The organism is Tautonia plasticadhaerens, assembly GCF_007752535.1.
GTDB classification, from domain to species: Bacteria; Planctomycetota; Planctomycetia; order Isosphaerales; family Isosphaeraceae; genus Tautonia; species Tautonia plasticadhaerens.
In genome coordinates this window covers 4,199,573-4,225,108 of sequence record NZ_CP036426.1, presented here as the reverse complement: position 1 = coordinate 4,225,108, position 25,536 = coordinate 4,199,573, and the positions used below count along the sequence as shown (strand labels likewise).

Genomic DNA, 25,536 nt, shown 5'->3' with positions numbered 1-25,536 from the left:
GTCGGCACGATGACCTACGACAAGAGCGACACCGGCTGGGGCCGGGGCGATGCGCTGTATGCCTGCGACGTGCGGCGGGGCAACTGCACCGACTTCCACGCCCTGCTGATCGGCATGGCCAGGTCCGTCGGCATCCCCGCCCGCTTCGCCATCGGCCTGCCGCTGCCGGGGGAGCGGGGCGCGGGCGAGGTCGCCGGCTACCACTGCTGGGCCGAGATGTATGTCGGGGGGCGGGGCTGGGTGCCGGTGGACGCCAGCGAGGCGGCCAAGGAGCCGGCCCGCAAGGACTACTTCTTCGGGCACCACGACGAGGACCGGCTGGAGTTCAGCCGGGGCCGGCACCTGACGCTGGAGCCCCCGCAGCAGGGGCCGCCGCTGAACTTCTTCGTCGATCCGTATGCCGAGGTCGACGGCGTGCCCCACGGGGAGATCGAGCGACGCATCACGTTCGAGGACCTGGACGCCCCGTCGACGAATGCGGAATCGGGGCCGGAGGTAGGCCCATGATCGACCGCCGCCACAATGCCGCCCTCGCCGGCCCTGTGGGACGCCCAGATGGACCTCCGATCCGGGGAGGGCGCCCGTGAGACGGCTCGTCTACTACGTGGCCTCGACACTCGACGGCTTCATCGCCCACGAGGACGGCTCCTTCGGCGGCTTCGCCTGGGACGACGAACTGGTCGCCGAGTTCCGGGAGTCGCTCGACTCGTTCGACGCCGTGCTGATGGGCCGCAAGACCTACGAGACGTGCCAAGCAGACTGCACCTCAAGCGACCGGTGGTGCAGCACCCCCGGCGGCGGTTACGATCAGCGCCGCCGCGCTGCTTGAGCTGGCGGCGTGGTGCCGACATCACCTGACCTCGGCATCGGGAGACATCGCATGTCCGTCGCCCCCCGTCACAACGCTCCCCCCCGCGCCTGACGACGGCGCCCTGCCCACCGCCGACGGTCGCACCGACGATCTGGGCCCGCCTGCCGGCCGACCGGCAGCGACAGCTCCGCGACCTGCTCGGCCAACTCCTCGCCAGGCTCCTGGCGGCCACCCGAAGCGAGGAGGCCGGCCATGAGTGACGCAACCCGCTCGCCCAAGCTCCGGCCCTGGCATCTCGACCGGGCGGCCTTCGTCTACGTCCGCCAATCCACACCCCAGCAGGTGCTCGACCACCGCGAGTCCACCGACCGGCAGTACGCCCTGGCCGACCGCGCCGTCGCCCTCGGGTGGCCACGGGACCGCGTCACCACGATCGACGACGACCTGGGCAAGAGCGGCCAGTCGATCGAGGGCCGGCCCGGGTTCCAGCGGCTGCTGGCCGAGGTGGCGCTCGACAACGTCGGGCTGATCCTCGGCCTGGAGATGAGCCGGCTGGCCCGGTCCAACCGCGACTGGCACCAGCTGCTCGAGCTCTGCGCCCGCTTCCGCGTGCTCCTGGCCGACGCCGACGCCGTCTACGACCCGGCCGACCACAACGACAGGCTCCTGCTGGGCCTGCACGGCATGTTGAACGAGGCAGAACTTCATGTCATCAAGGAGCGGATGTGCCAGGGCCGGCTCAACAAGGCCCGCCGGGGCGAGCCGATGGGCTCCCCGCCGCTGGGCTACGTACGCCTCGCCTCGGGCGAGTGGGCGATCGACCCCGACGAGCAGGTCCAGGCGACCGTGCGGCTGATCTTCGACCGGTTCGACCGCGAGGGTACCCTGCACGGCCTGCTCCGCTACCTGGTCCACCACGGGGTCCGCATCCCGATCCGACCCCGCCACGGCCCCAACCGCGGCGGGTTGGAGTGGCGGCGGCCGAACCGCCCGACGCTGTCGAACGTCCTGCACCACCCGGCCTACGCCGGTGCCTACCGGTTCGGCCACCGGGAGGTCGACCCGCGGCGCAAGCGGCCCGGGCGGCCCGACACCGGCAAGCTGGTCCGCCGCCCGGAGGAGTGCCTGGTGCTGATCCGCGACCGGCTGCCGGCCTACATCACCTGGGAGCGGTTCTGTGACAACCAGGAGCGGCTGGAGGCCAACCGGGCCCGCCGGGACCGCCCCGGCGCGCCGCGGCAGGGGGCCTCGCTGCTGGCCGGACTCCTGCGGTGCGGGCGGTGCGGCCGGCGGATGCTCGTGCGGTACTCGGGGGCGACGGGCCGGTACAGCTACACCTGTGCCCGCGGGGCGGCCGACCACGCCGAGCCGATCTGCCAGAGCCTCTCCGGGCCGGCGCTCGACGGGCTGGTCGCCGGCCGGGTCCTGGCGGCGGTGGAGCCGGCGGCGCTGGAGGCGAGCTTGGCGGCGGTGGCCGAGGTCGAGCGCGAGCGGTCCGAGCTGGCCCGGCACTGGCGGCTCCGCCTCGAACGCGCCGGCTGCGAGGCCGACCGCGCGGCCCGGCAGTACCAGGCCTGCGAGCCGGAGAATCGCCTGGTCGGCCGCGAGTTGGAGCGGCGCTGGGAGGAGGCGTTGAGGGCGCAGCGGCGCCTCGAGGACGAGCACGAGCGGTGGCGGGGGTCGGCCCCCGGTCGGCTCTCACCGGACGACGAGCGGACGATCCGGTCGCTGGCCGGCGACTTGCCGGCGGTGTGGCAGGCGACGACGACGACGCCCGCCGAGCGGCAGCGGATCGCCCGACTCCTGATTGACCACGTGTCCGTCACCGTGGACAAGGCGAGCGAGCGGGTCGATGTGACGCTCCACTGGTCCGGCGGCATGACCGAGTCGCACGCCATGTCCCGGCCGGTGAAGCGGTACGACCTCCTGGCCGACTACCCCCGACTGGTCGAGCGACTGCGGGGATGGCGCGCCGAGCGGCTCAGCCCGGCGGCGATGGCCGAGCGGCTCAACGTCGAGGGGTTCCGTCCCCCGAAGCGGGCCGAGCGGTTCACGCGGGGGATGGTGCAACGGCTGCTCTGGCACCTGGGGCTGGCCCGCACGCCCTTCGGCAGCCCGGCCGGCCTCGGCCGCGACGAATACCGGCCGTCGTCGCTGGCGCGTCGGCTGGGGGTGTCGCGAGACACGGTGCGGCGATGGGTGCGGGTCGGGTGGTTGACGGCGCATCGCGACGCCCAGGGCCACCACGTGATCTGGGCCGACGGGTCCGAGCTGCGGCGGCTGCGCGAGCTCCGCCGGCTGCCGCGGACGTGGGCGAACAAGGGGCGGCTTGCCGAACTGACCAGACCGAGGCCGCGCCCGGGACGGTAGAGTGAGGGCGGCCCGGCTCAGGGCGAGCCGGGCCGCCCCATCGCGCTCTTGGAGGGCATTATGGCTGGAACATCGAGGTGGGGCGCCCGCCGTTGATTCGACCCCGGAGGCCAGCCGGACCGACCCGGCTGGCCTCGTTCGTTTCTCGACGACTCTGGGAGGTTGAACTACCCGACGCCGTCGGCTTTCGAAGCCGAGACCCGTTCCCCCCAGCCGTCAACGATGTCCCCGACCGTGGTCGGCTCCATCTCGTCCCTCATGGTGACCACCCAGGACCCGTCCACCCGGGGCGGATCGCTCCCGAAGTGGACGGCCTCGCCCTGGCCCATCAAGGCCCGGAGCATCTCCGGGATTTCGCCCCGGGGCCGGAAGAACGACGTGGCGCCCAACTCGCCCCCGGCGTACCGGACCCCCGAGAGGCTCCGGGGCCAGAGGCTCACGACGCTATAGCCGTGAGAGCCGCCCAGCCGGCCCATCAGGGCGTAGACCGAGACGACTTGCCAGAGTTGGTTGCTGCCCGCTCGTGGGTGCCGGAACTCCCCGGCAAGCATCCGCTCGTAGATGTCCGGGGGCAGGATATCCCGGACGATCTCCGGGTGGTCTTGCATCCCGCTGGCCCAGTTTCGCAGCCGTTCCACCGACTCGATTGCCGTCACGGAGACGGGCACGACGTTCCGGGCCGCCTCGACCAGGGGTACGTCCAGGAGGGCCGACAGCCGGCACGCCGACCGTATTTCCGCTCCCGTCCAGCCTTCGTCCATCGGACACGACTGGTCGGGGTTGATGCCGAACTTGTTGATGTAAAGGTCCCAGATGCCGAGCCGTTCCATCTGGCCGGGAAGGTCGATGAAGAACGTCCCGTCCCAGCGCTCGGCCCGACTGAACTCTGGGGGCAACTTGGAGATGTCGTTGGAAGTGGCGACCACGAAGACATCGGATTCATGGTCGTTCAACCAGGACAACAGGGTTCCGAACAGCCGGGCACCGACTCCGCTGTCGGTCTGGCCGCTGGACTGTACCCCCGCCAGAGCCTTCTCGATCTCGTCGATGAAGAGGATCGAGGGGGCCATGGCATCGGCGATCCGCAACGCCTGGCGGATGTTGGCTTCGGTTTGACCCACCAGCGAACCCATCAGAGCCCCGACATCCATGACCAGGGTCGGACGCCCGGTCTCATTCCCCAACGCCTTCGCAAAAGCCGACTTCCCCGTGCCCGGCACGCCCAGCAGTAAGACACCTCGGGGGCGTACCCCCGTGCCACGGCGACCGCCGGTCAGGGCCTTCTTCGTGAATGCCTTGAGTGCCTCCAGGCCGCCCAGGTCGTCGAAGGTCTCGCCGCCCCGGTGAAGGGTCAGCAGGCCGGACTTCTTGAGCATGCCGGACTTCAACTCCCAGAGGGTCTCCGGGGTAATCTGGCCATGGCGTACCAGCGATAGCGAGAAAGCGTTCTCAGCCTCGACTCTCGTCAGCCCCGACGCCGCATCGAGGACCAAGCCCAGGTCGTCGCCCTCCGGCAGTTCCCCCGGCTCCGTGGCGATCCCCCGGGCGATGGTTTCGAGTTGATCCCTGCCCGGCAGGTCGTGCTCCAGGACGACGAAGAGGCGTTCCAGTTCGACCGGAATCTGGACCACGGGGGAAAGGACAACCACGACCTTACCGGCCTGCTTGCCCCGGCTGATCGACGAGTCGAGGGCCTGGACGATCTCGGCGCTGCCCAGGAAGCGGTGGAAGTTGCGGAGGACCAAGAGGGTCGTACCGCCCGGACTACCCAGGGAGTTCAGCACCTTGACCGCCGACAGCGGGTCGGCAACGGCGGGCGTGATCTCCGAATTGGCGACCTGCCCGTTGATGCTCAGACCCCGGTCGATATCCCACGAGACCAGCGTCCAGTCGTTCTCCCGGGCGACTTGAGCGATCTCCAGCATGGCGTCGTCGTGTTCATTGGACTGGACCCAGATGCCGCTGAATGCAGCACGGACGTACTCCGACAGGCGCTCGCCGAGCGTCATGGCTTGCTCCAAATGATCAGAGGTGTCAGCAGGAGAGAGGGGGCCGTGGACGGGCACCACGGCCCGGAGATGATTAACCCGACTGCCGGAGGCCCTGGCTGGCCTGCTGCTGGCCTTGGTAGAACTCGGCGGTCATCTGCTCGGCGGTGCGCCGGCCGAGGGCCTGCTCGACGTACTGGCTGGCGATGCGACACTCGCCCCCGCTGAACCCCTTGGTCTCGACCCTGGTCTCGCCCTTGGGGCCGACGGTGATCTCGATGACCTTGCTCACGAGACACCTCCGGCGACCTGGATCACCAGCTTGATGGACCCGTCGGGGAGGGGCTGCTCGTGGACGGAGTGTCCCAGCTTGCGGGCCTCGATCTTGGCCTTCTCCAGGGCGTACGCCTGGAGGAAGGCGTCCAGGTGTCGCTGCTCGCCCCACTGGCCTTCGTAGTTGTCGTAGTCGATCTGACCGGTGCCGAGGTCCACGACGGCGTGGTAGTGCCAGCCGGGCAGCCTGATGAGCAGGCCGGTGGACTCGCCGGAGAAGAGTCGGATGGTCCCCTGGACCGGCTCGTCGAGGCCCAACCGCTTGCAGGCGGCCCTGACCGCCTCGGCGTCCCGGACCTCGGTCTTGATGGTGACGATGTGGCTCACTGTTGGTAGCCCCCGGGTTGCTGGTGCTCGTCATCCGCTGGGGGGCAGTGTCCGGATACGAGTTAGCCTCCGGAGAGGGTCGTTCGAGATGAGTTCTGGGAGGAAATGGTTCGCGTACTCTGCGGGCCTCGATCTCGGCTCTGGGAATCTCCGGCTGTTCCGTCCTCGGAACCGACGGCTGGATCAGGTCGGGGAATTCCCCAAGGCGCCCTCGCCCCGAGGGGTGCCCCGGCGAACGTGTTCCGGGCGTGCAAGCCCCCGACCGGCCGGCGAAGGCGATAGCCCTACCGGGCAACTTGTCAGATTGACAAGTTCGTGGCCTGCCAAACGAAGCCCGCCAGGGGTTGCGTTTGCAACACCTGGCCCCGCCGGGACCACATCGCCGGACCACCATGGTCCTCGGTCCCACGCCGGCCCCTTGATCCCGCCGCCCCTACTTTTCTACAATGTAGAATGATGGGAGGGGACGATGCCCGCTGACGACCTGCTGGGGACATTCGAGCAACTGGTCCTGCTGGCCCTGCTGCGGCTGGGTGAGGACGCCTACGGCATGACCGTCCGGCGGGAGATCGAGCAACAAGCCGGGCGGTCGGCCTCGCTGGGGGCCGTCTACGCCACCCTCGACCGCCTGGAGGCCAAGGGCTACGTCTCGTCCCGCTCCGGCGACCCTACTGTGGAACGCCGGGGGCGAGCCAAACGCTTCTTCAAGGTCGAGCCGCCTGGCCTGGAAGCACTCCGGCACACCCTCCAGGTCATCGAGCGGATGCGGGAGGGGCTGGGGGGCGCCGGCCAGCCGATCGGGGGCATGGCATGACCGGCACCGACCAACGGCCCCCGGACGACCCGGCCGGCTCATGGAGAGCCGTCCGCTGCCTGGTCCGGCTGGTCGCCCCGGAGGAGTGCCGAGAAGCGTTCCTGGGCGACCTGATCGAGGAATACGACGACTTCATCCGCCCGCAGGTGGGGCCGAGGCGGGCGGCGTGGTGGCTCTGGCGGCAGGCCCTCGGCTCCGTCCCTCCGTTGCTCCGGATGCGCGCCACTCAGGAGGTCCAGATGCTCAAGAAGACGACGATCCGCTCCCTGCTCGGCCTTCGCCTGGGCACCGAGACGTTCGACGCCCGGGTTGCCCTGGTGGCCTGCTCGCTCGCCGGGGTCGCCATCGTCCCCCTGGCGACCCTGGCCCTGCTGCGGAACCACGGCGGCCGTGCCGAGGTCCTCCTGGGGATCGGCCTGGCGATCGTGGCGGGCCTGATCTTCCTGACGATGGGGCTCATCATCCGCCACGGGGTCAACCGGTTGAGCAAGGTCCCCCTGCGCCGCCGCCGGGCCGAGTTCGCCTGCTACCTTGGCGGCGTCGGCCTGCTGATCGGCGGCTTCCGCGCCCTCCCGGCACTCGGGCTCAGCCCCGCCGGGATCGTCCTGGTGCTGCTCCTGGTCAGCGCCCTGAGCATCGCTTTGCTGCTGCTCGGGATGATGAGCACCCTCTGCTTGGCCCAGAAGGAATCGGCGTAGGGTAGCCTGTCCCTTGCCTTCCGACACCAACCTGAATCGCCTCTCCGATGACTTTCTCACGAGCCCTGGCTCTTGCCCGGCGGGCCGATCCACGAGGCTTCTTCGATAGGTGGGAGCAGATGACGGAAGCCGACCTCGACCGCATCGAACACGCCCTCGGCTTCCCGCTGCCGGCGTCCTACCGCCGGTTCATGGTCGAGTATCCCCGATGGCTCCTGGACAGGCAGCCGGCGTGGCACGACCCGGTGACCGAGTGGGACTTCGCCGACGACCCCGGGCGGGTCATCGAGTTCAACCGGTTCGTGCGAGATCAGGAGCCGGGCACGTTCTTCGACGACATCCCCTGGCCGGACGATTATCTGGTCATCGGCAACGAAGCCGACCAGAACTACTACCTGATCGACCGGCTCAGTGGGGAAGAGACGGTCTACCGCTGGAGCCACGAGGACGGCCGGCTCCAGGTGGTCGCCGGGTCGCTGCCCGAGTTCCGGGACAACCTGTGCCTCTGGTTCGAGGAGTGGAATCGGTCAGCGGAGCAGGACGATGGCTGATCTGTCATCTGCGCCCTTCAATAGCCTCCTGCCCCGAAGCCGAACAACCTCGCCGCATTCCCGCCCAGGACCTTCGCCTGTTGCTCGGCGGTCAGGTGCGTCAGGTACGACCGCAGCCGCTCACGGTAGGCCCGATACGACTCCGGGGTCGCCTCGGCGTTGAAGCCGCCGCCGTAGATCAGCCGGTCGGGGCCGTAGGCGTCGGTCAGCGACCTGTTCACCGGGGCGATGTCCCGGTGGGGATACTGGCCCCGCTCCGGAAGCGACGAGAGCTTCATGATGGTGTTGGGGAACCGGGACCAGCCGACCACGACGGCGTGCTCCTCCGGCGTGCCCTGGAAGGGCCGCCCCAGGTGGTCGATGATCACCGTCGTCCCGGGGAACGCCTCGATCAGCGGCTCGAAGCCGGGGGCGTAGCGGGGCTCGAAGTGAAGCTGCACCGCAAGGCCCAACTCGCCGATCTGCTCCCAGAGGGCCCGAAGCTCCGGGGTGCCGAAGGGCGGCAGCCGGTCGGGGGCGTAGGCGTGGATGCGGGCGGCGACGATCTGCCCCTCCCGGCGCCTGACCAGTGCGGTCATCCGGTCGATCGAGCCGGGCTCGTCGGCGAAGAACAGGCAGGTGCCCTTGAGCTTCTCCCCTCCCACGTCGACGCAGTGCTCCAGGTAGCGGTGGTCGTCCTGGTAGGGCTCGGGGTGGACGACGACGGCGTAGTCCACGCCCGCCTCGGCCATGAGCCGCAGCAGGCGCTCGGGCGGGGCCGGCATCTCCGGCTGATACGGTCCGTCGGGATGGTAGGGGAAGCGGGGGTCGTCCGGTCCGGCGAAGCAGTGCAGGTGCGTGTCGACCACGGGCGGGCGATCGTCGTCTTCCACGGCCCGGACGAGCCCGGACGAGGCCAGGAGCGGGGATGCGGCAGCGGCCCGGAGGAATTGGCGGCGGTGCATGGCGTGGTCCTGGGCGACGAGATTGCCGGTCGGGTCGGAGCCCTGACCTGAAGCGATCTGCCTAGCTTACCAGGCAGAAGCGGACGAGCCATGCCCCGGGGACTTGCATGGGAGCATTGGCTATGATGGAATCCCCGTAGAAGAGATCGGTTCTGCGTATCTGTTCAACACAGCATACCCAGGGGACCGCATTGGCCCTCGGGGGAGCGAATGCTCGCCCAACCTCCCGGGTACGACCCTCTGCGACCCTTGGAGGGGAGCAACTCCTGGCCTCGATGCGATATCTCCTGCTCCTTCCGATCCTCTTGGTGGGCCTGATCGTCGCTTTCCTAGCGACGGCAGGGTTGGTCGAGATCGTGGAGAATCGCTCGATCCAAGGTGTGGTCGCTCTGGTGATCTATGGCGGGATCGGCGTGGCCCTTCTCCTGGTGATCCTTCGAGGGGCCTCGGCCCCATGGTCTCCACGCATCCGGAAGTTCGACCTCGTTCTGGTCAGCCTCGGTTGCGCGGCCGTCCTGGCGGTCATCTATCTCGGGGTCAGGGCATTGGCGGAATTCTGATAACGGCGGCCGGCAAGGGATCAGTCGACATTGATGCAGACCGGTCGCTTGAGCCAGCACGTCGGCACGGCGATATGGTGAGGGGGTCGGGCGACACGCCCGGGATGTGAATTGGCCGAGATCGTTGCTCGCGTCCACGCCAAGGCAAAGGCGTTTGTCGATGCCCTGGAGGGCATGCCACGGGGAGCCCGCGCCCTGACACCCCGAGGCCACTTCGCACGAGACTACAACACCCTCCGCAAGCTGGCCTTGGATGCCGAACCCGAGTTGGATGAGCGCCTCCTGGGCAAGTACGTCCCCGTCCGGACGTTGGCCTCCGGCGAGGAGGTCAGCGAGGCCAGCTTCATCGAGATCGAGGTATACGCCCGGCAAATCATGGAACAGATGGCCTTGCTCCTGCCCTCCGGCGCTGCCATCCCATCCAGCGAAGGATCAGGTCGTAATCATCGAGACCTCCAGCCGCCGCCGAAGGCGGGGAAGCCCTGGAGTCGCGTCGAGGACGATGAGTTGGTCGACGCATTCGACGCAGGCCGTCCGGTCCGTGAATTGGCGAAGGCCCATGGTCGTACGGACGGTGCCATCCGCAGCCGACTGATGCGACTCGGGAAGCTCAAGCCCGAGACGGACGGCCCTGAGAATCCGATCCCCGTGCGGCTCGCCACGCCGGCCCAGGGGGATGCGGTTACCCCCCACAGCAGCCCGCAATGTGACCGGTCTCCCGAAACGTCAACCCTGGTCGCACGACCCGGCGAAGAGACGGACCGGGACACGATCGAATCCAGCATCCCGGTCCGGCCCTGTGCGCGGTGCGGGCGAACCATCCCCCCCGAGCGGCTGGAGGCGATCCCGGGAGCGGACCTCTGCGTGGACTGTCAGCTTGGCAGGGAATCCGAGCCGTCGAACCCCCGGGTCACGAATTACGAGTGCCCACGTTGCGCGAGCCACGGGCTCAGCGCTCCCATGGTCTGGCGCACGGCGCGTGACCCCTCGATCACCGGCTATTTCCTCGGGTGCAGCCGCTTCCCGGAGTGCCGTTATGTGGACAAAAGTTGATTGATTCCCGATCCACGTCCGGTGCGTGCGGGGCGCCTTGCAGGAGGGCCTGGGCGAGCGATTCCTCGGCCCGGGGGGGCGACCCGATGACCGGCAACCTCGCCATCCGGTCGTCGGATTCCCGATGTGAGGGGACCGACCCGCCGAACCACGGCTCGATCCGGGTCCTGGAACGGCTGGGCATGGCCCGGCTTCCCGGCGGGCTATCCAAGGCCCACGGAGTCCTCTACCATCGTCCCCGACACGAGGACTACCCGAGCGAGACCGAGGAGGCGACATGAGCGAGCGGATCATCCTGCGGACGGGCGAGGCCCTGGTTGAGGGCGATGAGGACCACCTGGCCGCCGAGCCGGAGGTCGTCATCGGCGAACTCGACGGCCCGGTCGGGCACGCCCTGGCCAACCTCATCGGCGATCAGGTCAAGGGGCACACCAAGGTCTTCGCCATCCTCAACAGCGACGTGCAGGTCCGACCGGTGACCGTGATGGTCTCCAAGGTGACGGTCAAGGACGCCAAGTACACCAACATCCTGATGGGCACCGTCCAGGCGGCCGTCGCCAACGGGGTGCTCGATGCCGTCCGGGCCGGCGACATCCCCAGGGACAAGGCCAACGACCTGGGCATCATCTACTCGGCCTGGCTGGACCCGGCGGTGACCGAGGTGGCGTCCCTGGACCACGAGGCGTTGTTCCGGGTCCACCGGGAGGCGACCGCCAAGGTCATCCGCAAGGCGATGCGGCACGAGCCGAGCATTGATTGGCTGCTGGAGAACCAGGACAAGGTGGAGCACTACTACCACAAGCTCGGGCTCGACGGGGAACTCTGAGGGGCTCGTTCCTCCTGGCCGCAGCCGTGGCCACGTCCGTCCCCCTGACCGACCTTGCATCGGCGGGGGATCAAGCGCCCCTGGAGGGCGTCCACCGGGTCGTCGTTCTTGGAGACAGAATCACTCACGTCGGCCTGTATGTCGCGTTCCTCGACTCGTATTTCTATTCGACTTCTATCCGTCCGACGGTGTAACTTCTGGGGCGGGGCAGCAGGTCATTTCCGAGCCCGTGATGGCATCGGGTCCACCGGGCGTAGCCGAGGAGCATGCACCATGCCACTGGTCCAGGTGAAGGTTATCGAGGGCGTCTTCACGGAGGCCCAGAAGCAGGAGATGATCCGCAAGCTCACCGACGCCATGGTCTCCATCGAGGGGGAGAACATGCGCGCCGTCACCTCGGTCATCGTCGAGGAGGTCAAGAGCGGCAGTTGGGGCATCGGCGGCAAGGCGCTCACGACGGCGGATGTCCGGGAGATCGCCGCCGGGAAGGCGCCCTCCGGGCCCGGCTCCTGATCGAGCGCGTGTCGGGACAGGGGAGCGGGGCCGTCGCATGATCGACCCATCCGCCTTCATCGCCGCCGGGCCGTCGTCCTCGGGGACGTTCACCTCGGCCGGGATGCGAGCGTCTGGTACAACTCGGTCATCCGGGGCGACACCGAGCGGATCGAGGTCGGCGAGGGGACCAACGTCCAGGACCTCTCGATGGTCCACGCCGACCCGGGCGTCCCCTGCGTCATCGGGCGTCGGGTCACGGTGGGGCACCGGGCCATCCTCCACGGCTGCATCGTCGAGGACGACTGCCTGATCGGGATGGGGGCGATCCTGCTCAACGGCGTCCGGGTCGGCAGCGGCTCGGTCGTCGGAGCGGGGGCGATGCTGACCGAGGGGACGGAGGTCCCTCCCGACTCCCTGGTTCTGGGCGTGCCCGGCAAGGTCGTTCGGCAGGTCGACGAGGCGATGCGAGGGCGGATCGACCACGCCTGGCGGCATTACGTGGAGGAGGCCCGGCGGCATCGGGACGGCGACTTCCCGATCGCACCTCCGACGATGAAGGGCTGATTCGCCCCGGGATGATGGGCCGCCCCCCGTCGACAACTGACCCCATTGACGCGCCCGGGACCCGGGTCATAGCATTCAGTTGGGCCGCTCCCGAGGGCTGAGCCGGGGCGGCCCACGGTCGATGCGTCGAAAGGAGGCGATACCTTGCCCGTAGGCCCCTTCACGACCTGACCACCAACAGGCGGTGTCCGCAGGCGGCGGCCCGCCTTCTTTCTTGCGCGGGGCCCGATGGCGACGGGTTGCCACCTGGGCCCCTGGCATCAGGTCACCGCCCCGAGTCGGCAGCCTGACGGATGACCGAGCGAGCGGGACCGGGGGCGGCTCAGATGGCCTCGACACCGACGGATTCCGGTGCGGGCGGCTCGGATGCTTTCGCCGCCTTGACCTTAGTCCTGGGCGGCTCGGCCTGACGCTCCGCGCACTGCGGGTGGATGCCGGCCCGGGAGTAGACGGGTTGCCGGCAGACCGGGCAGCGTGCCCGGGTCGAGATCGGCGTGGGGACGTGCTTCGGATACATCGGGCCTCCCGGTGGATGGGATCGAGGTCACCGAGGAAGCCATTCCAAAGGCAACCGCCGGAGGGATCGAGGAGCCCGAACGAGCGGGCTCCCCGATGGTCATCGACCAGGGGGGTGATCAATATCGCCCGCCACCGCCCCCATAACCGCCGCCGCCGCCGTAGCCGCCGCCACCCCCTCGGCCACGCCCACCGCCGTAGCCGCCGCCACCGCCACCGCCACGATCCTCACGGGGCTTGGCCTCGTTGACCGTCAGCCGACGCCCGTCGTGCTCCCGGTCGTTGAGGCCGTCGATGGCGGCCTGGGCCTGGGCCTCGGTGTCCATCTCCACGAAGCCGAAGCCCTTGCTGCGGCCCGTCTCCCGGTCTTCGATCACCTGGGCGCTCTGCACGGTGCCGAACTGCGAGAACAACTGCTCCAGGTCCGAACTGCTGACCCCGTAGGTCAGGTTGCCGACGTATAGCTTCTTGCCCACCGCTGCTCTCCTGGACGCGAACATGCCGGCCCTGCGATTCGTCCCGGGCCGGGGGGAACGGGGCTCAAGGGCGAGCCCGATCGGCGGGAACGGCGAGGGAGGAAGGCGGCAGCAGGTGTCGTGGACGGGCCTACTTCAGCTTGCTCGGTCGTCAGACCAACCGGGGGCCAGTATAACCGGGGGCAGGCGGGGGCGATACGAAGTTCGGCCATCAGGGGCGTCACCGGGTCGGCCGCATCCCGGCCCCGACCTTGCATGAGCGCCTCGCCCTGCGATCCCGATCATCCGCCCCATCCCGTCGAGGCCCCATGGACTTCTTCGACCCGCGCGAGCCGGCGAGCACCTGGACCCACGGCGCCGGATTCGTGCTGGCGGTGCTCGGCCTCCTGCTGCTCTGGCGGCGCAGCGGCGGCGACCCGGCCCGGCGGCTGGCCCTGACGATCTACGGCCTGTGCCTGGCCTTCTGCTATGCCGCCAGCACCCTCAACCACGGCATCGACCTGCCGGCGGATCGGCTCGCCGTCTGGGGCCGCCTGGACCACATCGGCATCTTCCTGCTGATCGCCGGTACCTACACGCCGCTGGCCTGGGGCCTGATGCGGGGCCGCTGGCGCTGGGGCACCCTGGCGAGCGTCTGGGCCGTCGCCGCCGGCACCTCGGCGCTGCTGGCCCTGGGGCTGCGGATGCCGATCCCGCTGGCCACCGGGCTGTACCTGGGGATGGGCTGGGGCGGCATCATCTGCTATGTCGAACTCGCCCGGGTCGTGTCGCACCGCGCCCTGCGACCGCTGGTCATCGGCGGCCTGTCCTACAGCGTGGGGGCGGTGCTCAACCTGCTCGGCTGGCCGGTGCTATGGCCGGGGCACTTCGGGGCCCACGAGTTGTTCCACCTGTTCGTGATCGCCGGCAGCCTGGCCCACTTCCATCTGGTCCTGACGCTGGTCGTGCCGTCCGGGCCGGGTCCTCGGGGAGTCTCGCATGATCTGGGTGCCGGGGTCACGACCTCGGCATCCGCTTGCCCCGCCACACCGGCTCACCGACACCTGACTCAGGCCCCGGAGCCCAGCCGATGAGATCGCCCAGATCATTGATCGTGTTGACTCTGGCCCTCGGCATGACCCTCGCCACGAACTTGGCCCCCGCCCAGGACCGCCGGGTGCCGACGATCCTGCCGCCGGGCGAGTCGATCCGGGTGGTCATCGACGCCGACTGCGCCAACGAGGTGGACGACCAGTACGCCGTCGCCCTGGCCCTGCTGAGTCCCGAGCGGTTCGAGATCGAGGGCTTCGTCGCCGCCCATTACGGCGACAAGGGGGGGCCGGAGGGCATCGAACGCTCGGCCCGGGAGATCGAGGCCGTGATGGAGAAGGCCGGCATGGCGGGGACGTATCCCGTCAAGCTCGGGTCCCACCCGCTCCAATACGGCAGCATCCCCACGGAGTCCGAGGGCGTCGATTTCCTCGTCGAGCGAGCCATGGCCGGCACGCCGGAGGACCCGCTCTGGATCATCGCCCTGGGGCCGGCGACCGACGCCGTGTCGGCCTCCCGCCGCCTCCAGGGCCGAGCGGACGGGGGCGATGTGCGGCGACAGGCGGCCGTCCAGGCCCAGCAGCGGGAAGATGCGGACCTCCCCGGCCACGCGCATCAACTCCAACGCCGAGGCGACATGGGTCGCCCCGCCCAGCCCCTCGCCCTCCCCGTACAGGAACAGGAGGTGGGAGACGAGGGCCAGCCGGAACGAGCCGTCGGCGAACGGCAGCCTCGGCAGGGCGGCGGCGAGGTAGCGCCCCGACCCCCGACGGCGCCCGAAGTCGTCGAGGAAGCGGCCCATCGCCGTGAGGCGATGTCGGCCCAGGTCGTCGGGATCATGGAAGCGGTCCCAGATGTGGCGCTCGGGCTGCCGCCTCACCTGGCCGATGATGGCCTCGTAGGTCTGCTCCACCCGGAGACGGATGGCGCCCGCCGGGAGGGCGTAGATCGGGTCGCAGGAGACGACGGCGTGGCCCGCCGCCGTGGCCTCGGCGTTGAAGCTGGCCGGGCCGTCGCCGCAGCCGAGGGTCCGACCCGGGAGGTCCACGCCCGAGAGGGAGAACATCAGGGCGTATTCGTCGAAGGACCGCCCCCACGGCACGATCTCCGAGAGCTTCATCCTGTCATCCTCCGGGGTCCCCGGCCTCGGCCCCTCCTCACGGGCCTCGTGGTGCGACGGCATCCCGCCCCGGGACCACGCCCTCACCCCGATCGGTCGCCCCGGCCGTGACGGTCCGGGGGTCTTGTCCCACCAAACTCCGACCTGCATACTGCCCCGAGACGGCGAACTCCGCTTCGAGAACCCGAAAGGCCGCCCCCCATGAAGCCGCTCAGCCTCTCCCTTCTTCTCTCCGCGCTCGTGTCCGGCCCCGTCCTCGCCGACGAGGCCGATCGGGGACCGACCCACCCCGAGTTCCCCGCCGAGGGGTTCCAGGTCATCTACGACGGCAGCGACCTCGACGAGATCGAGACCGAGGGGAACTGGAAGATTCGTGAGGACGGCTCGCTCGTCCTCGTCCCCCGCCCGGGTGAGGAGGGGTGGGAACGCTACGGCTCCTACCTGTGGCTGCCCGGCGAATACAAGGACTTCGTGGTCGATCTCGACTTCAAGTACGAGGAGGGCGGCAACTCCGGCCTCTACTTCCGGATCAGCGACGAGTCCGATGCCACCGCCCACGGCTGGGAGGTCCAGATATTGGACAACTACGGGCAGGACACGCCCCTGACCAATCACGACATGGGCGGCGTCATCGGCACCTCGCCCCCGCTGGAGAACGCCAGCCTAGAGCCGGGCGAGTGGAACCAGATGACCGTCGAACTCGTCGGCACCTGGCTGAAGGTCCTGCTCAACGGCACGCTCGTCCAGGACTTCGACCTGGAGGAGAAGAAGCCCGCCGACAAGGAACTCGCCGACGAGGGCCGGATCGCGATCCAGGACCACGGGCAGCCCTTCTCGGTCCGGAACATCCAGGTGAAGCGGCTCGATTGACGGGGCGTCAGCGGGCGGCATTCGATCGAACAGATCGCCTCACCGCCTGATGCATCGAACTTCCACTGCTCCGAGCAGGCGACCTTGGTTCGGTTCGTGGCCTGCACACGGGCAGGCCGATGGATTCGTGCTTCGACGTCCGTCCACGGGCGATCACGGTCGTTGGTGGAATCGCCGGATCGTCACCGGCCGGATACGAGACGGTTCCCTAGGGAGACGACAGCCATGCCCCGATCCCCCATCCTGCTTCCCGCCCTGACCTGCATGCTCCTCGCCGGCCCGGCCGCCGCCCAGGAGGCCGACCCGAACCGGGAACGCCTGGAGCAGTCGCCCCGCCACCACGAGTTCGTCCGCATCGACACCGAGGCGGGCCGCTCGGTCCGCGCCCTGGTCGTCTACCCGGAGGTCGATCGCCCGGTGCCCGCCGTGGTCGTCATCCACGAGAACCGGGGCCTGACCGACTTCGAGCGGGGCGTGGCCGACGAGCTTGCCGAGTCCGGCTACGTCGCCATCGCCCCCGACCTCCTGAGCCAGACCGGCCCGAACGACGGCGACACCGACAGTTTCGCGTCCGGCGATGCGGCCCGGGAGGGCATCTACCAACTTCCCCCCGAGCAAGTGACCGCCGACCTGGACGCCGTGGTGGCCTATGGCCGCTCGCTGGAGGCCACGACGGACAAGGTGGCCGTGGCCGGCTTCTGCTGGGGCGGCGGGCAGGCGTTCCGCCATGCCACGGACAAACCCGAGGTGGCCGCCACGTTCGTCTTCTACGGCACCGCCCCGGAGAAAGAGGCCATGAAGGAGATCGGTTCTCCGGTCTACGGCTTCTACGGCGGCGACGACTTCCGGATCACCGGCCAGGTGCCGGAGGTCAAGCAGGCGATGGAGGCGGCCGGCAAGGTCTACGAGCCGGTGGTCTACGAGGGGGCCGGGCACGGCTTCGTCCGAGCCGGGGCCATGCCGGATGCCGACGAGGCCAACCGGCGTGCCCGTGAACAGGCTTGGGAGCGCTGGAAGGAACTGCTCGGCAAGCTCTGAGCATCAGACTTGCGACAGCGAAGTTCAAGCCGGTGATCGGACCGGGGGATTCACCATCCGGTCACCGGCCAGACGGATGGCCGACGACCTCGGCGTGCCGGAAGCAGCCGACGAGGTGGTCGTTGACCAGGCCGGTGGCCTGCATCAGGGCGTAGCAGATCGTCGTGCCGACGAAGGTGAACCCCCGCCGCTTCAGGTCCTTGCTCAGGGCATCGGACTGCTCGGTGCGGGCCGGCACCTCCGAGATCGACCGCCAGGCGTTGCGGATCGGGCTCCCGCTGGCGAACCGCCAGATGTAGTCGTCGAAGCTGCCGAACTCCTCCTGGACCTTCAGGAAGGCTACGGCGTTCCTGACGGCGGCTTGGACCTTCTGGCGGTTGCGGACGATGCCCGGGTCGGCGAGCAGGGCATCGATCTTCGCCCCGTCGTAACGGGCGACGACCTCCGGGGCGAAGCCATCGAAGACGACCCGGTAACGATCCCGCTTCTTGAGGATGGTGTCCCAACTCAGCCCGGCCTGGGCGCCTTCGAGGACCAGGAACTCGAACCACCTCCGGTCGTCGTGGGTGGGCACGCCCCACTCCTCGTCGTGGTAGCGGATCGCCAGGTCGTTCCTGGCCCAGTCGCAGCGGCTCACGTGCATGTGATCATACCTCTGTGGTATCTGCCCAGTGCGATACCATCGGGAAGGATACCGGGGCGAGGCCGCCAGCGGGAGCCGAAGCAGGGGCCGTGGCGCCGTCAGGCGGTCTCCCGAAGGAACCGGAGCACGTCCTCCACAAACCGCCCCGGCTGCTCCCAGTGCGGCGAGTGCCCGCAGCGATCGTAGAGCAGCAGGCGGCCTTCCGGCAGCGACCTGGCCAGTTCCTCCTGCTCCTCCCGGCCGAAGATGCCGTCCTCCCGGCCGCCGATGACCAGGGTCGGCTGGCCGATCCGCCCCAGGAGGTGCCGGTCGTCGTCGTCCAGCATCCCGGCGAGTGCCGCCCTCCAGACCCGGGGAGGGACCCCGGCACTCGCATCGACGCACTCCTCGAAGAAGGGTGCCGGTACGGAGCCGAGGTCGAAAACGCAGGACGACTGGAACTCCTCGACGAAGGGCCGGGAGGCCGACCCGTCGAACTGCGCCACGCCGGCCTCGACCTCCCGGACCGCCGGGTTGTCCACCCGCAGGCCGGAGCCGACGAGGACCAGCCGCTCGACCCGATCGGGCCGCGCCAGGGCGACCCGCCGGGCGATGAAGCTGCCCATCGAGTGGCCGACCAGGGTCGCCGACGCGATCCCCATCCGGTCCAGGAGGGCGACCACATCGCCTGCGAACGCCGCCGGGGAGAGGTCCTCCCCGTCGTAGCGGGACTGGCCGTGCCCGCGCTGGTCGAGGGCCAGGCAGCGGCACGCCGGGGCCAGGCCGGGCAGGGTCAACCGGAAGGACCGCCACGAGTCGGTGTAGCCGTGCAGCAGGACGACGGCGTGCGGCCCGGCCCCGCACTCGACGTAATGCAGGGCCACGCCGGGCAGATCGACGGCCCCTCTGCGGTATGAGTCGGTCGGGGAGACGGCCCCTGTCGCCATGCTGGCCTCCGGAGTCCTGGGGGGACGGAGAGTGCTCGCCCCCGGGTCGTCCGGGAGGCACCTCCCCTTGCTTGGAGACCTGCGCGGACGGCAGCCCTGGGGACTCGCTCGACGGTGACTGGCGCCCGATGATTCTCTTGACCGGTGCCCCAGGGAGACGATCCCCTCCCATCGCCAAGACGCAGAGCGAAACGACGCCATGGAGAGGTCCAGGTGCCTGGATGCCTTCCATCCTCTGTATCGACCGGGGGATCGGGCCGTCAGGGTGGAACTGGACGACGATCGCCCGCCCGGTCACACGGCAGGGCTGCCACGGGTGGCGTCATTGGACGCTCGCCGGAGCCAATTCGCCCGGAAGACCACGAGGCCGACGAGTACAGAGACCAGGCCGCCCAACTGGGCCCCCCAGATCGAGCCCCCGACCCAGGCATACCGGAGCATCGCAGGATCATCCCCTGGGACCCCGATGAACGCATGCCGGTAGAACTCCGGGCTCAGCGAGGCCAGGCCGACGGCGGCGAGCCCGCCCAGGGCCCAGCAGATGAGGGCCGCCCCGACGATGCCGAGCAGGTGCTTGAGGGCGAACCCATAGGGGCAGGCCGCCCTCGTGACGATGCCGACGCCGACCGTGAACACCAGGGAGAAGAAGACGCCGGAGAGCAGGCCCTCGAAGATGTCCTGGGCGATGCTGGCGCGCCAGACATCCTCGACGCCCTGCCAGCCCATGATCGTGACGAAGTAGGTCGGGCTGACGGCCCCGTTCACGGCGTTCGTCGCCGCACCGAGCAGGCCGCCGGCGAGGACGCGGGTGATCAGGAGGCCCGCCAAGTCGAGGGGGCGCGAGGGCCCATCGAGTCCCGTCCCGGCACCATTCATGTGACCGATCCCCCGGCTCTCGGCCTCGAATCCGCACACCGATCGGGCCATCCAGCTTGGCAACCGCCGCCTTCGGGTCAGCCGGCTCCGGGGCTCGTCGCCGGGTGGGGGTGAGCAGTCCCACCGCGCCCGGCTCCGTGGGCATGTCAGGATCAGGTCCCCCGGCCCGTCGGCACCCGCAGGCGCCGCCGACAACCCGGGCACGGCAGGATGGTGGTGCTCGATGCCATGGCGTCGATCCCTGAAGCCGCCCCGGGCTCGTCCACCCCGGCCCGCTCATATCAACTCGTAGAACGACTCCTTGCCGATGTGCGGGAGGTATCGCTCGACCAGATCGGCCAGCGGCCCGCTGCCCCCCGACGACCAGAGGTCGATCCAGCCGTCGATCGAGCCCCGGAAGCACCACCGCTGCACCCGGAACGTCCGCTCGTCCTCGTCGATCAGGGTGAACCGCATCACCTTCATGTAGTTCCGGTAGCTGGGCGGCAACTCCCGCACTCCGAAGAACGGGAGGTCCATGTCGAACGTCACCCGCTCGGCATGGTAGACGACGATGTCCTCCCCCCGGACATCGACCATGCAGTTCTGATCGGGTGCGTACCGCTTCAGGCCGCGCTCGACCACGGCGACCTCGAACGGCGTGATGACCTGCGGCTGCACCTTCCGCAGGAACACCTGGGCGTCGGGGTTCTCGTAGATTTCGTAGTCCTCTGGGATCGCCTCGACCAGATCGCCCTCGGCGCTCTTGGAGAACCAGTACCCTGGCTTGCCGGTCCGGGTCGTGCCGGCGTGCAGATAGTAGGTGTCCCGGCGGCGGTTGACGTGGGTCACGGGCATGGTCGGGCCTTGCCTGCGGGCCTCATGGGCTTGATCCGATTCTACCCAGAAACAACTGAGGTCGGTGTCCGTTCGACCTCGACTCGACGGGACTCCGCTGATGTTCGCACGGGTCATCCGGTCGGTTCATCCCGACGCCCGACCGCAGCACTTCTTGAACTTCTTGCCGCTGCCGCAGGGGCAGGGGTCGTTGCGGCCCACCCGCCGCTCGGCTCGCTGAATCGGTGCCGTCACGCTCGGCCTGGGCTCCACCGGCTCCTCGGCCTTGGCCATGGCCCCTTTCAGCCGGGCGAACGGGTCGATCCCCCGGGCCTTCAGGGCTCGATACCGCCGATCCAGTTCCGCCATCTCGGCACGCTGCTCCTCCTGCATCCGACGCTTCCGCGCCCGCTCCTCCTCCCACTGCTCGGCCTCCGGCAACTCGATCCCTAACACCTTGACGACCGGCAGCAACGCCTCCTCCAGGCTGGCGTACCAGGTGTCGTAGCCCCCGGCAATCTCCCGCCGTACCACCTCGACGCCCCGCCCCGAGAACAGCCGGCAGAGCCCCCGGCACAGGCTCGTGCGGATCGTCGGGTCCTCCTCGGCCTCCAGCAGGGCGAGGATCGCCTCCTCCGAGTCCGGGTGCTTGATCTTGCCCAGGACGGTCGCCGCATAGAGCTTGAAGTGGAAGTCGGCACCCGGCAGGGCCGACCGGATCAGCCGGGATGCCTCGGGGTCGCCGATGAGGCCCAGCGCCTCCTGGCTGCATTCCAGCAGGTAGTCGGTGTCGATGCGGAACTTGTCCACCAATACGGGCACCGCCTCCCGGAGCCGCCTCGTCCCGGCCAGATCGACCAGGAAGATTTCGAGCCAGCCCTCCTCCGGCTCCAGGGACTTCAGCAGCCGGTAGATGGTGTCGCCGTCGGGCACGTCCCGGGGGGCCAGGGCGTCGATCAGGTCGTCGGCGTAGGCAAGGTCGATCTCCCCGACATGGTGCTTGTCCTCGGAGCGGCGGGCGAAGTCCCGGAGTTCCTCCCAGAGCTTCTCCCCGGTCCAGGACGCCAGGTCACGGCGGCGTTGCAGGCGGGGGACCAGGGCCCGATCGAAGTGGGGATTGCCCTGGATCACCGCCTCCCTGGCGGCCAGCAAGTCGCCGGGTGCCTGAACGATCACCCGGTTGAGGTGGCGGATCGAGCCCGGGTCTCTGGCCCGAGCGAGGTGGCCCAGGACGACATCGAGCGTCTCTTCGGTCAGGGCGAAGCGGTGGCCGAGCGAGAGCGCCCGAACGTCGCCCTCGGTGCCGAAGCGGTCGCAGGCTTCGAGGACCATCGGCACGATATCGGGGTCCCGGGACCAGCAGTCGCCGAAGTAGGCGACGGCGGCCTCACGGACCTCGGGGTCCTCGTGCAGCAAGAAGGGCTTGATCCGGTCTGGAGTCAGCAAGGGGCGCCTCCTTTCGTGCCGATCCGGTCCCTCGATCGGGGGAGGAGTCCTTCAGCCCCATTCCCCCCGGCCATGTCCATGAATCCATCGGTTGCCTGCGGCAACTACTGAGGTCGGCCCTCCGTTCGGCCTCGCCCCTGCCGGGGCGTGCCTCCCGGAGACCGACTCGGCGTGACCCGAGAGATGCTTGCACGGGTAAGGCAGGCCATCGACCTACTGGTTAAAGCCGTCGAGCGGCTCGTTGGCCGGGGCGACCCGGCGGGTGCGGAATCCCTCGATCAAGACCTCGATCACAGGGGGGAGAGTATTTGCGATATCATTCTCCTCCTGACCTCGCCGCAGAGCTTGCCGTGGCCCCCGCCCCCATTATATGGGGGCGGGGGTCGTCAGCACGGCAGGTTCGGCGAGCTTCAAGGTCTTGTAATTACAGCGTTTGGAGCTTGCCAAGGACCTCGGCAAGCTCTCCGCAAGCTCACCTCGCCGTAGGGCCTCGGCAAGCTCATCCGGCGAGGTCGGCCTGTCGGTTCTCGGCGGCATACTGCCCCGGCTCCAGCCACAGCCAGACCCAGTTCCGCTCCGGCTCCGAGTCGCAATACCTGCGATCGAGCATCTCGTCCACCAGGCTCCGTGCCTCCGTCCGGCTGATCGCACGGCCCTCGGCATCCTTGAGCGACCCCTGAAGCTGCTGGGCGAAGGCCCCGGCCTTCACGGCGTTCTCCCGGCCTACCGGCAGCAGGTGCCGGGCCTGGTCGATCCAGGTCGCGTGCCGATCCGGGGCCGATGACCCATCCCGGGCCAAGAGGTCCTCCAGCCGCTCCTCGTCCGTCTTGAGACTCGCGTCCACCAGCAGGCCGCCCCGCAGCGTGTACTGGAGCGGCGCGGGCGGCTCGCCGATCGGCCGCCCGAAGAACCGGATCGTCGAGAGCGGGGCCCCCAACTCCCGCTCGTACCCGATCATGTAGTCCACCGCCCCCAGCCAGTCCTGGTTGCCGGCGATCTTGCCCGCCTTGTTCGTGTGGTGGATCACCAGGACCGCCCAGCCCGAGCGCCGGGCCGCCCGCATCGGGCCTTCCAACGCCTTGCGGACCTGGGCACTGTTGTTCTCCCAGTTCGCGTCGTCCTCGAACAGGCCGTTGAAGGCGGGCCGGGCCGTGTCGATCAGCACCAGGCCCTCGTCGCACCCCGAGCCCCGGGCGGCGTGCTCGATCAGGGCCATCATGTCGTCGTAGGTCAGCGGCGCCAGCAGTTCCCGGATGCGGCGGGGGTCGAAGTAGTGGAACAGGCCGTTGGCCTCGGCCCAGTCGCCGCCCCGTGCCGCCATCGACCTACGCAGCTTGTCGTGGATGTACGGGACCGGGTTCTCGTAGTCGAGGACCAGCAGGTTCATCCGCCGGGTCGGGACGCTGCCGAGCCAGCGGGTCCCGGTCAGCAGGGCGGTGCCCAGGTCGGCGCAGAGGGTGGTCTTGCCGGCCTTGGGCGGGCCGACCAGGACGCCCTCCTGGCCCATGGCGATCCAGGGCGCGGCGGCGTAGCGGACGGCGGCCTCGGCGGCCAGGCCGTCGAAGCGATCCCAGTCGAGGCAGGACTCGATGATCAGCCGCCTGCGCTGCTCCGGGGCGATGCCTTGTCGTGCCGACGGGGAGCCGTTGCCTTCGAGGTGCCCCCGGATCGCCGCCAGCGACTTCTTGCCGCACGCCTCGCACCTGTAGCCGCTGGCCCCGTCCTCGTGGCGGTAGAAGCGGGCCGTCGGGTGAGTCCGGTCGAAGAGGCAGTGGTCGAGGAGATAGTTGGTCCAGCCGTCCTTCACACGCACCCGGGCGACCGGGACCTTCCAGGCCCGGAGTTGGTCGAGGAGCGGGTCGGCGGGGGGACTCGCCTGCGACCCCGTTCGGTCGCCGTCCGGGCCGTCCTCCGGCTCGGGGCCGATCCGCTCGTGGCCGTGGACTTCCGGGGGGACATCGCCCCGGAACATCTCCTCCAGCCGGCGTTGCCGCTCCTGCTCGGCACGGTTTCGGGACTCTCGTCCCCGGTGGGCTTCCCAGTCGTAGGACGCCTGCTGGGCCCCGAGGACCTTGGCGATGGTCGCCTCCCCGAGGCGTTCCCACTTGGCCAGGCGGTCCCCGACGCAGAGCCCGGAGGCCCGGAACAGCCGATCGAGCCGATCGGGTCGGGGGCCGGTCCAGAAGGCCAGGAAGCCCAGCAGGGCGAGGTCGGCATCGCTGTGCGAGGCGTACGTCCCCTCCCACCGGCCCTCCCAGAGGGCCTTGATCACTGACCCGTTGGCGGCGGCGAACGCAGCCTCCAGGAGTTCTTGGTCGTCCACGTCGAGGTCATCGGGCGGGGAGAATGCGGGGGAGACCGGATCGGCATCTTCGGTCTGTCGCTCGACCCGCCGACGGGCAGCCTCCAGTTCCTCGGCGAAGACGAGCCCGTAGACCTCGGTGAACGCCTCCTGCCGGTCGCCGACATCATCGGAGGAGCCCTCCCAGCGCTGCCCGGTGACGGTGAAGAACCGGGCCGTCCCCTCGCCGTAGAACTCGACCGCCCCGTCGTGGTACGCCTTCTTCTTGCGGAGCTTGGCCACGTCGCCGACCCAGGGGAACGCCCCCAGCAATCCCTCCAAGGAGCCGAGGAAGAACGCCTTCAGTCCCGTGCCGCTGGGGCTATACTCGGCGTAGCAGTCGAGCGTCCGGAGCAACGCTGCTGCCCAGGGCTTGGTCGAGCCGTCTGGCAGGACGCTGTCGTCGTCTGCGTCTTCCGGGACATCGCCGAGCGGAAGCGCGCCCATGAGGAACTGGACCGCTTCTTCCGGCTCTCGCTCGACATGCTCTGCATCGCCGGGTTCGACGGCTATTTCAAGCGGCTGAACCCGGCCTGGCAACGCACGCTGGGCTTCACGGTCGAGGAACTGCTGGCCGAGCCGTTCCTGGGCTTCGTCAATCCCGAGGACCGTGAGGCGACCCTGGCCGAGGTCCGGAGGCTCTCGTCGGGCGACGACACCATCGCCTTCGAGAACCGGTACCGCTGCAAGGACGAGTCGTACAAGTGGATTCTGTGGAACTCGACCCCGTTCCTCCACGAGGGACTGATCGTCGCCGTGGCGCACGACATCACCGACCGGAAGCGGGCCGAGGACCAACTGCGGACCCAGAACCTCCGCTTGCAGGAGGTCGCCCGCTCGGAGCGTCAGGCCCACGAGGCGCTGAAGCAGGCCGAGGTCCAGTTGGTGCAGGCCGAGAAGCTCACGGCGCTGGGCCAGATGGTGGCCGGGGTCGCCCACGAGATCAACAACCCCCTGGCCTACATCAGCAACAACATCGCCGTGCTCCGGCGCGACTTCGGCGACCTGCGCGAATTGCTGCGGCTGTATCAGGGGGCCGAGGCCATGGTCGCCGAGCGGTGCCCCTAAGCCCTGGCCCGCATCAGGGAACAGGCCGATCGGATCG

General features: G+C 69.3%; 28 protein-coding genes and 1 pseudogene. 16 read left to right on the top strand and 13 right to left on the bottom strand.

What is annotated here, in order from left to right; all coding sequences use genetic code 11:
• The first annotated feature begins 9 nt into the window (after positions 1–9).
• The 3 genes from ElP_RS16855 (at position 10) to ElP_RS16845 (ending at position 3,181) form a co-directional block, all read left to right on the top strand.
• Positions 10–507, top strand: a complete 498-nt coding sequence (locus ElP_RS16855; protein ID WP_145271227.1) for a transglutaminase-like domain-containing protein — start codon at positions 10–12, stop codon at positions 505–507.
• 76 nt (positions 508–583) lie between these two features.
• Positions 584–829 (top strand): dihydrofolate reductase family protein, encoded by a 246-nt coding sequence (locus tag ElP_RS16850; RefSeq protein WP_145271225.1) that lies wholly within the window; start codon positions 584–586, stop codon positions 827–829.
• 234 nt (positions 830–1,063) lie between these two features.
• Positions 1,064–3,181, top strand: a complete 2,118-nt coding sequence (locus ElP_RS16845; protein WP_145267375.1) for a recombinase family protein — start codon at positions 1,064–1,066, stop codon at positions 3,179–3,181.
• Positions 3,182–3,789: 608 nt separating this feature from the next.
• On the opposite strand, the pseudogene ElP_RS16840 reads toward ElP_RS16845, so the two are convergent.
• The 3 genes and pseudogenes from ElP_RS16840 to ElP_RS16830 all read right to left on the bottom strand — a co-directional run.
• Positions 3,790–5,190 (bottom strand): annotated as a pseudogene (locus ElP_RS16840) (AAA family ATPase); the annotation flags it as partial.
• Between the two features lie 73 nt (positions 5,191–5,263).
• Entirely contained in the window at positions 5,264–5,461 is a 198-nt protein-coding gene (locus ElP_RS16835; RefSeq protein ID WP_145271221.1) for a DUF2997 domain-containing protein, read from the bottom strand.
• Positions 5,458–5,829: a DUF1257 domain-containing protein gene (locus tag ElP_RS16830; RefSeq protein WP_145271219.1), complete on the bottom strand. Its 372-nt coding sequence runs from the start codon at positions 5,827–5,829 to the stop codon at positions 5,458–5,460. The genes ElP_RS16835 and ElP_RS16830 overlap by 4 nt, the downstream gene beginning before the upstream one ends.
• A gap of 469 nt (positions 5,830–6,298) precedes the next feature.
• Between ElP_RS16830 and ElP_RS16825 the strand changes: the two genes are divergently transcribed.
• The 3 genes from ElP_RS16825 (at position 6,299) to ElP_RS16815 (ending at position 7,892) form a co-directional block, all read left to right on the top strand.
• The gene (locus tag ElP_RS16825) at positions 6,299–6,643 is read left to right on the top strand and encodes a PadR family transcriptional regulator (protein ID WP_145271217.1); all 345 of its coding nucleotides are present in this window, start codon (positions 6,299–6,301) and stop codon (positions 6,641–6,643) included.
• Positions 6,640–7,341 (top strand): hypothetical protein, encoded by a 702-nt coding sequence (locus ElP_RS16820; protein WP_145271215.1) that lies wholly within the window; start codon positions 6,640–6,642, stop codon positions 7,339–7,341. The genes ElP_RS16825 and ElP_RS16820 overlap by 4 nt, the downstream gene beginning before the upstream one ends.
• Before the next feature lie 119 nt (positions 7,342–7,460).
• Positions 7,461–7,892, top strand: coding sequence for an SMI1/KNR4 family protein (locus tag ElP_RS16815; RefSeq protein WP_197447060.1), 432 nt, complete (start codon positions 7,461–7,463; stop codon positions 7,890–7,892).
• A 17-nt stretch (positions 7,893–7,909) separates the two neighbouring features.
• Here the strand turns inward: ElP_RS16815 and ElP_RS16810 are convergent, their stop codons facing one another.
• Positions 7,910–8,836 (bottom strand): amidohydrolase family protein, encoded by a 927-nt coding sequence (locus ElP_RS16810; protein ID WP_145271211.1) that lies wholly within the window; start codon positions 8,834–8,836, stop codon positions 7,910–7,912.
• Between the two features lie 275 nt (positions 8,837–9,111).
• Between ElP_RS16810 and ElP_RS16805 the strand changes: the two genes are divergently transcribed.
• The 6 genes from ElP_RS16805 to ElP_RS16780 all read left to right on the top strand — a co-directional run bounded on the left by ElP_RS16805 (position 9,112) and on the right by ElP_RS16780 (position 12,334).
• Entirely contained in the window at positions 9,112–9,396 is a 285-nt protein-coding gene (locus ElP_RS16805) for a hypothetical protein (protein WP_145271209.1), read from the top strand.
• Between the two features lie 111 nt (positions 9,397–9,507).
• Positions 9,508–10,449, top strand: a complete 942-nt coding sequence (locus ElP_RS38200; RefSeq protein ID WP_197447059.1) for a TraR/DksA C4-type zinc finger protein — start codon at positions 9,508–9,510, stop codon at positions 10,447–10,449.
• Positions 10,450–10,535: 86 nt separating this feature from the next.
• On the top strand, positions 10,536–10,730 hold the full coding sequence (locus ElP_RS16795; RefSeq protein ID WP_145271208.1) for a hypothetical protein: 195 nt from the start codon (positions 10,536–10,538) through the stop codon (positions 10,728–10,730).
• On the top strand, positions 10,727–11,275 hold the full coding sequence (gene fae / locus ElP_RS16790; RefSeq protein ID WP_145271206.1) for a formaldehyde-activating enzyme: 549 nt from the start codon (positions 10,727–10,729) through the stop codon (positions 11,273–11,275). The genes ElP_RS16795 and fae overlap by 4 nt, the downstream gene beginning before the upstream one ends.
• A gap of 273 nt (positions 11,276–11,548) precedes the next feature.
• On the top strand, positions 11,549–11,788 hold the full coding sequence (locus ElP_RS16785) for a tautomerase family protein (RefSeq protein ID WP_145271204.1): 240 nt from the start codon (positions 11,549–11,551) through the stop codon (positions 11,786–11,788).
• Positions 11,789–11,977: 189 nt separating this feature from the next.
• Positions 11,978–12,334 carry a gamma carbonic anhydrase family protein gene (locus ElP_RS16780; protein WP_231749761.1) on the top strand — a complete coding sequence of 119 codons (357 nt, stop codon included), beginning with the start codon at positions 11,978–11,980 and terminating at the stop codon, positions 12,332–12,334.
• Positions 12,335–12,656: 322 nt separating this feature from the next.
• Here the strand turns inward: ElP_RS16780 and ElP_RS16775 are convergent, their stop codons facing one another.
• Together ElP_RS16775 and ElP_RS16770 are read right to left on the bottom strand one after the other, a co-directional pair.
• Positions 12,657–12,851, bottom strand: coding sequence for a hypothetical protein (locus ElP_RS16775; RefSeq protein ID WP_145271202.1), 195 nt, complete (start codon positions 12,849–12,851; stop codon positions 12,657–12,659).
• A gap of 118 nt (positions 12,852–12,969) precedes the next feature.
• Complete coding sequence (locus ElP_RS16770) at positions 12,970–13,326, bottom strand: RNA recognition motif domain-containing protein (protein WP_145271200.1); 357 nt, start codon at positions 13,324–13,326, stop codon at positions 12,970–12,972.
• Between the two features lie 308 nt (positions 13,327–13,634).
• On the opposite strand from ElP_RS16770, the gene trhA reads away from it, so the two are divergent.
• Positions 13,635–14,399 carry a PAQR family membrane homeostasis protein TrhA gene (gene trhA, locus ElP_RS16765; RefSeq protein WP_145271198.1) on the top strand — a complete coding sequence of 255 codons (765 nt, stop codon included), beginning with the start codon at positions 13,635–13,637 and terminating at the stop codon, positions 14,397–14,399.
• 11 nt (positions 14,400–14,410) lie between these two features.
• Here trhA and ElP_RS16760 read toward each other — a convergent pair whose 3' ends face one another.
• Positions 14,411–15,475, bottom strand: coding sequence for a hypothetical protein (locus ElP_RS16760; protein WP_145271196.1), 1,065 nt, complete (start codon positions 15,473–15,475; stop codon positions 14,411–14,413).
• A 201-nt stretch (positions 15,476–15,676) separates the two neighbouring features.
• Here ElP_RS16760 and ElP_RS16755 point away from each other — a divergent pair, with 201 nt between their 5' ends.
• Complete coding sequence (locus ElP_RS16755; RefSeq protein WP_145271194.1) at positions 15,677–16,345, top strand: 3-keto-disaccharide hydrolase; 669 nt, start codon at positions 15,677–15,679, stop codon at positions 16,343–16,345.
• A gap of 225 nt (positions 16,346–16,570) precedes the next feature.
• Positions 16,571–17,383 carry a dienelactone hydrolase family protein gene (locus ElP_RS16750; protein WP_145271192.1) on the top strand — a complete coding sequence of 271 codons (813 nt, stop codon included), beginning with the start codon at positions 16,571–16,573 and terminating at the stop codon, positions 17,381–17,383.
• A gap of 61 nt (positions 17,384–17,444) precedes the next feature.
• Here ElP_RS16750 and ElP_RS16745 read toward each other — a convergent pair whose 3' ends face one another.
• From ElP_RS16745 to ElP_RS16720, 6 genes are all read right to left on the bottom strand, one after another.
• Positions 17,445–18,026 carry a DNA-3-methyladenine glycosylase I gene (locus tag ElP_RS16745; RefSeq protein ID WP_145271190.1) on the bottom strand — a complete coding sequence of 194 codons (582 nt, stop codon included), beginning with the start codon at positions 18,024–18,026 and terminating at the stop codon, positions 17,445–17,447.
• Between the two features lie 98 nt (positions 18,027–18,124).
• Positions 18,125–18,952 (bottom strand): alpha/beta fold hydrolase, encoded by an 828-nt coding sequence (locus ElP_RS16740; protein WP_197447057.1) that lies wholly within the window; start codon positions 18,950–18,952, stop codon positions 18,125–18,127.
• A gap of 294 nt (positions 18,953–19,246) precedes the next feature.
• Entirely contained in the window at positions 19,247–19,780 is a 534-nt protein-coding gene (locus tag ElP_RS16735; protein WP_197447056.1) for a hypothetical protein, read from the bottom strand.
• A 324-nt stretch (positions 19,781–20,104) separates the two neighbouring features.
• Positions 20,105–20,665, bottom strand: a complete 561-nt coding sequence (locus ElP_RS16730) for a hypothetical protein (RefSeq protein ID WP_145271186.1) — start codon at positions 20,663–20,665, stop codon at positions 20,105–20,107.
• A gap of 126 nt (positions 20,666–20,791) precedes the next feature.
• Positions 20,792–22,090, bottom strand: coding sequence for an SEC-C metal-binding domain-containing protein (locus tag ElP_RS40970; RefSeq protein ID WP_315852676.1), 1,299 nt, complete (start codon positions 22,088–22,090; stop codon positions 20,792–20,794).
• 499 nt (positions 22,091–22,589) lie between these two features.
• Complete coding sequence (locus ElP_RS16720) at positions 22,590–24,878, bottom strand: phage NrS-1 polymerase family protein (protein ID WP_145271184.1); 2,289 nt, start codon at positions 24,876–24,878, stop codon at positions 22,590–22,592.
• On the opposite strand from ElP_RS16720, the gene ElP_RS38195 reads away from it, so the two are divergent.
• Positions 24,855–25,499 (top strand): PAS domain S-box protein, encoded by a 645-nt coding sequence (locus tag ElP_RS38195; RefSeq protein WP_261344446.1) that lies wholly within the window; start codon positions 24,855–24,857, stop codon positions 25,497–25,499. The two genes, ElP_RS16720 and ElP_RS38195, sit on opposite strands and share 24 nt — an antisense overlap.
• Positions 25,500–25,536 lie beyond the last annotated feature (37 nt).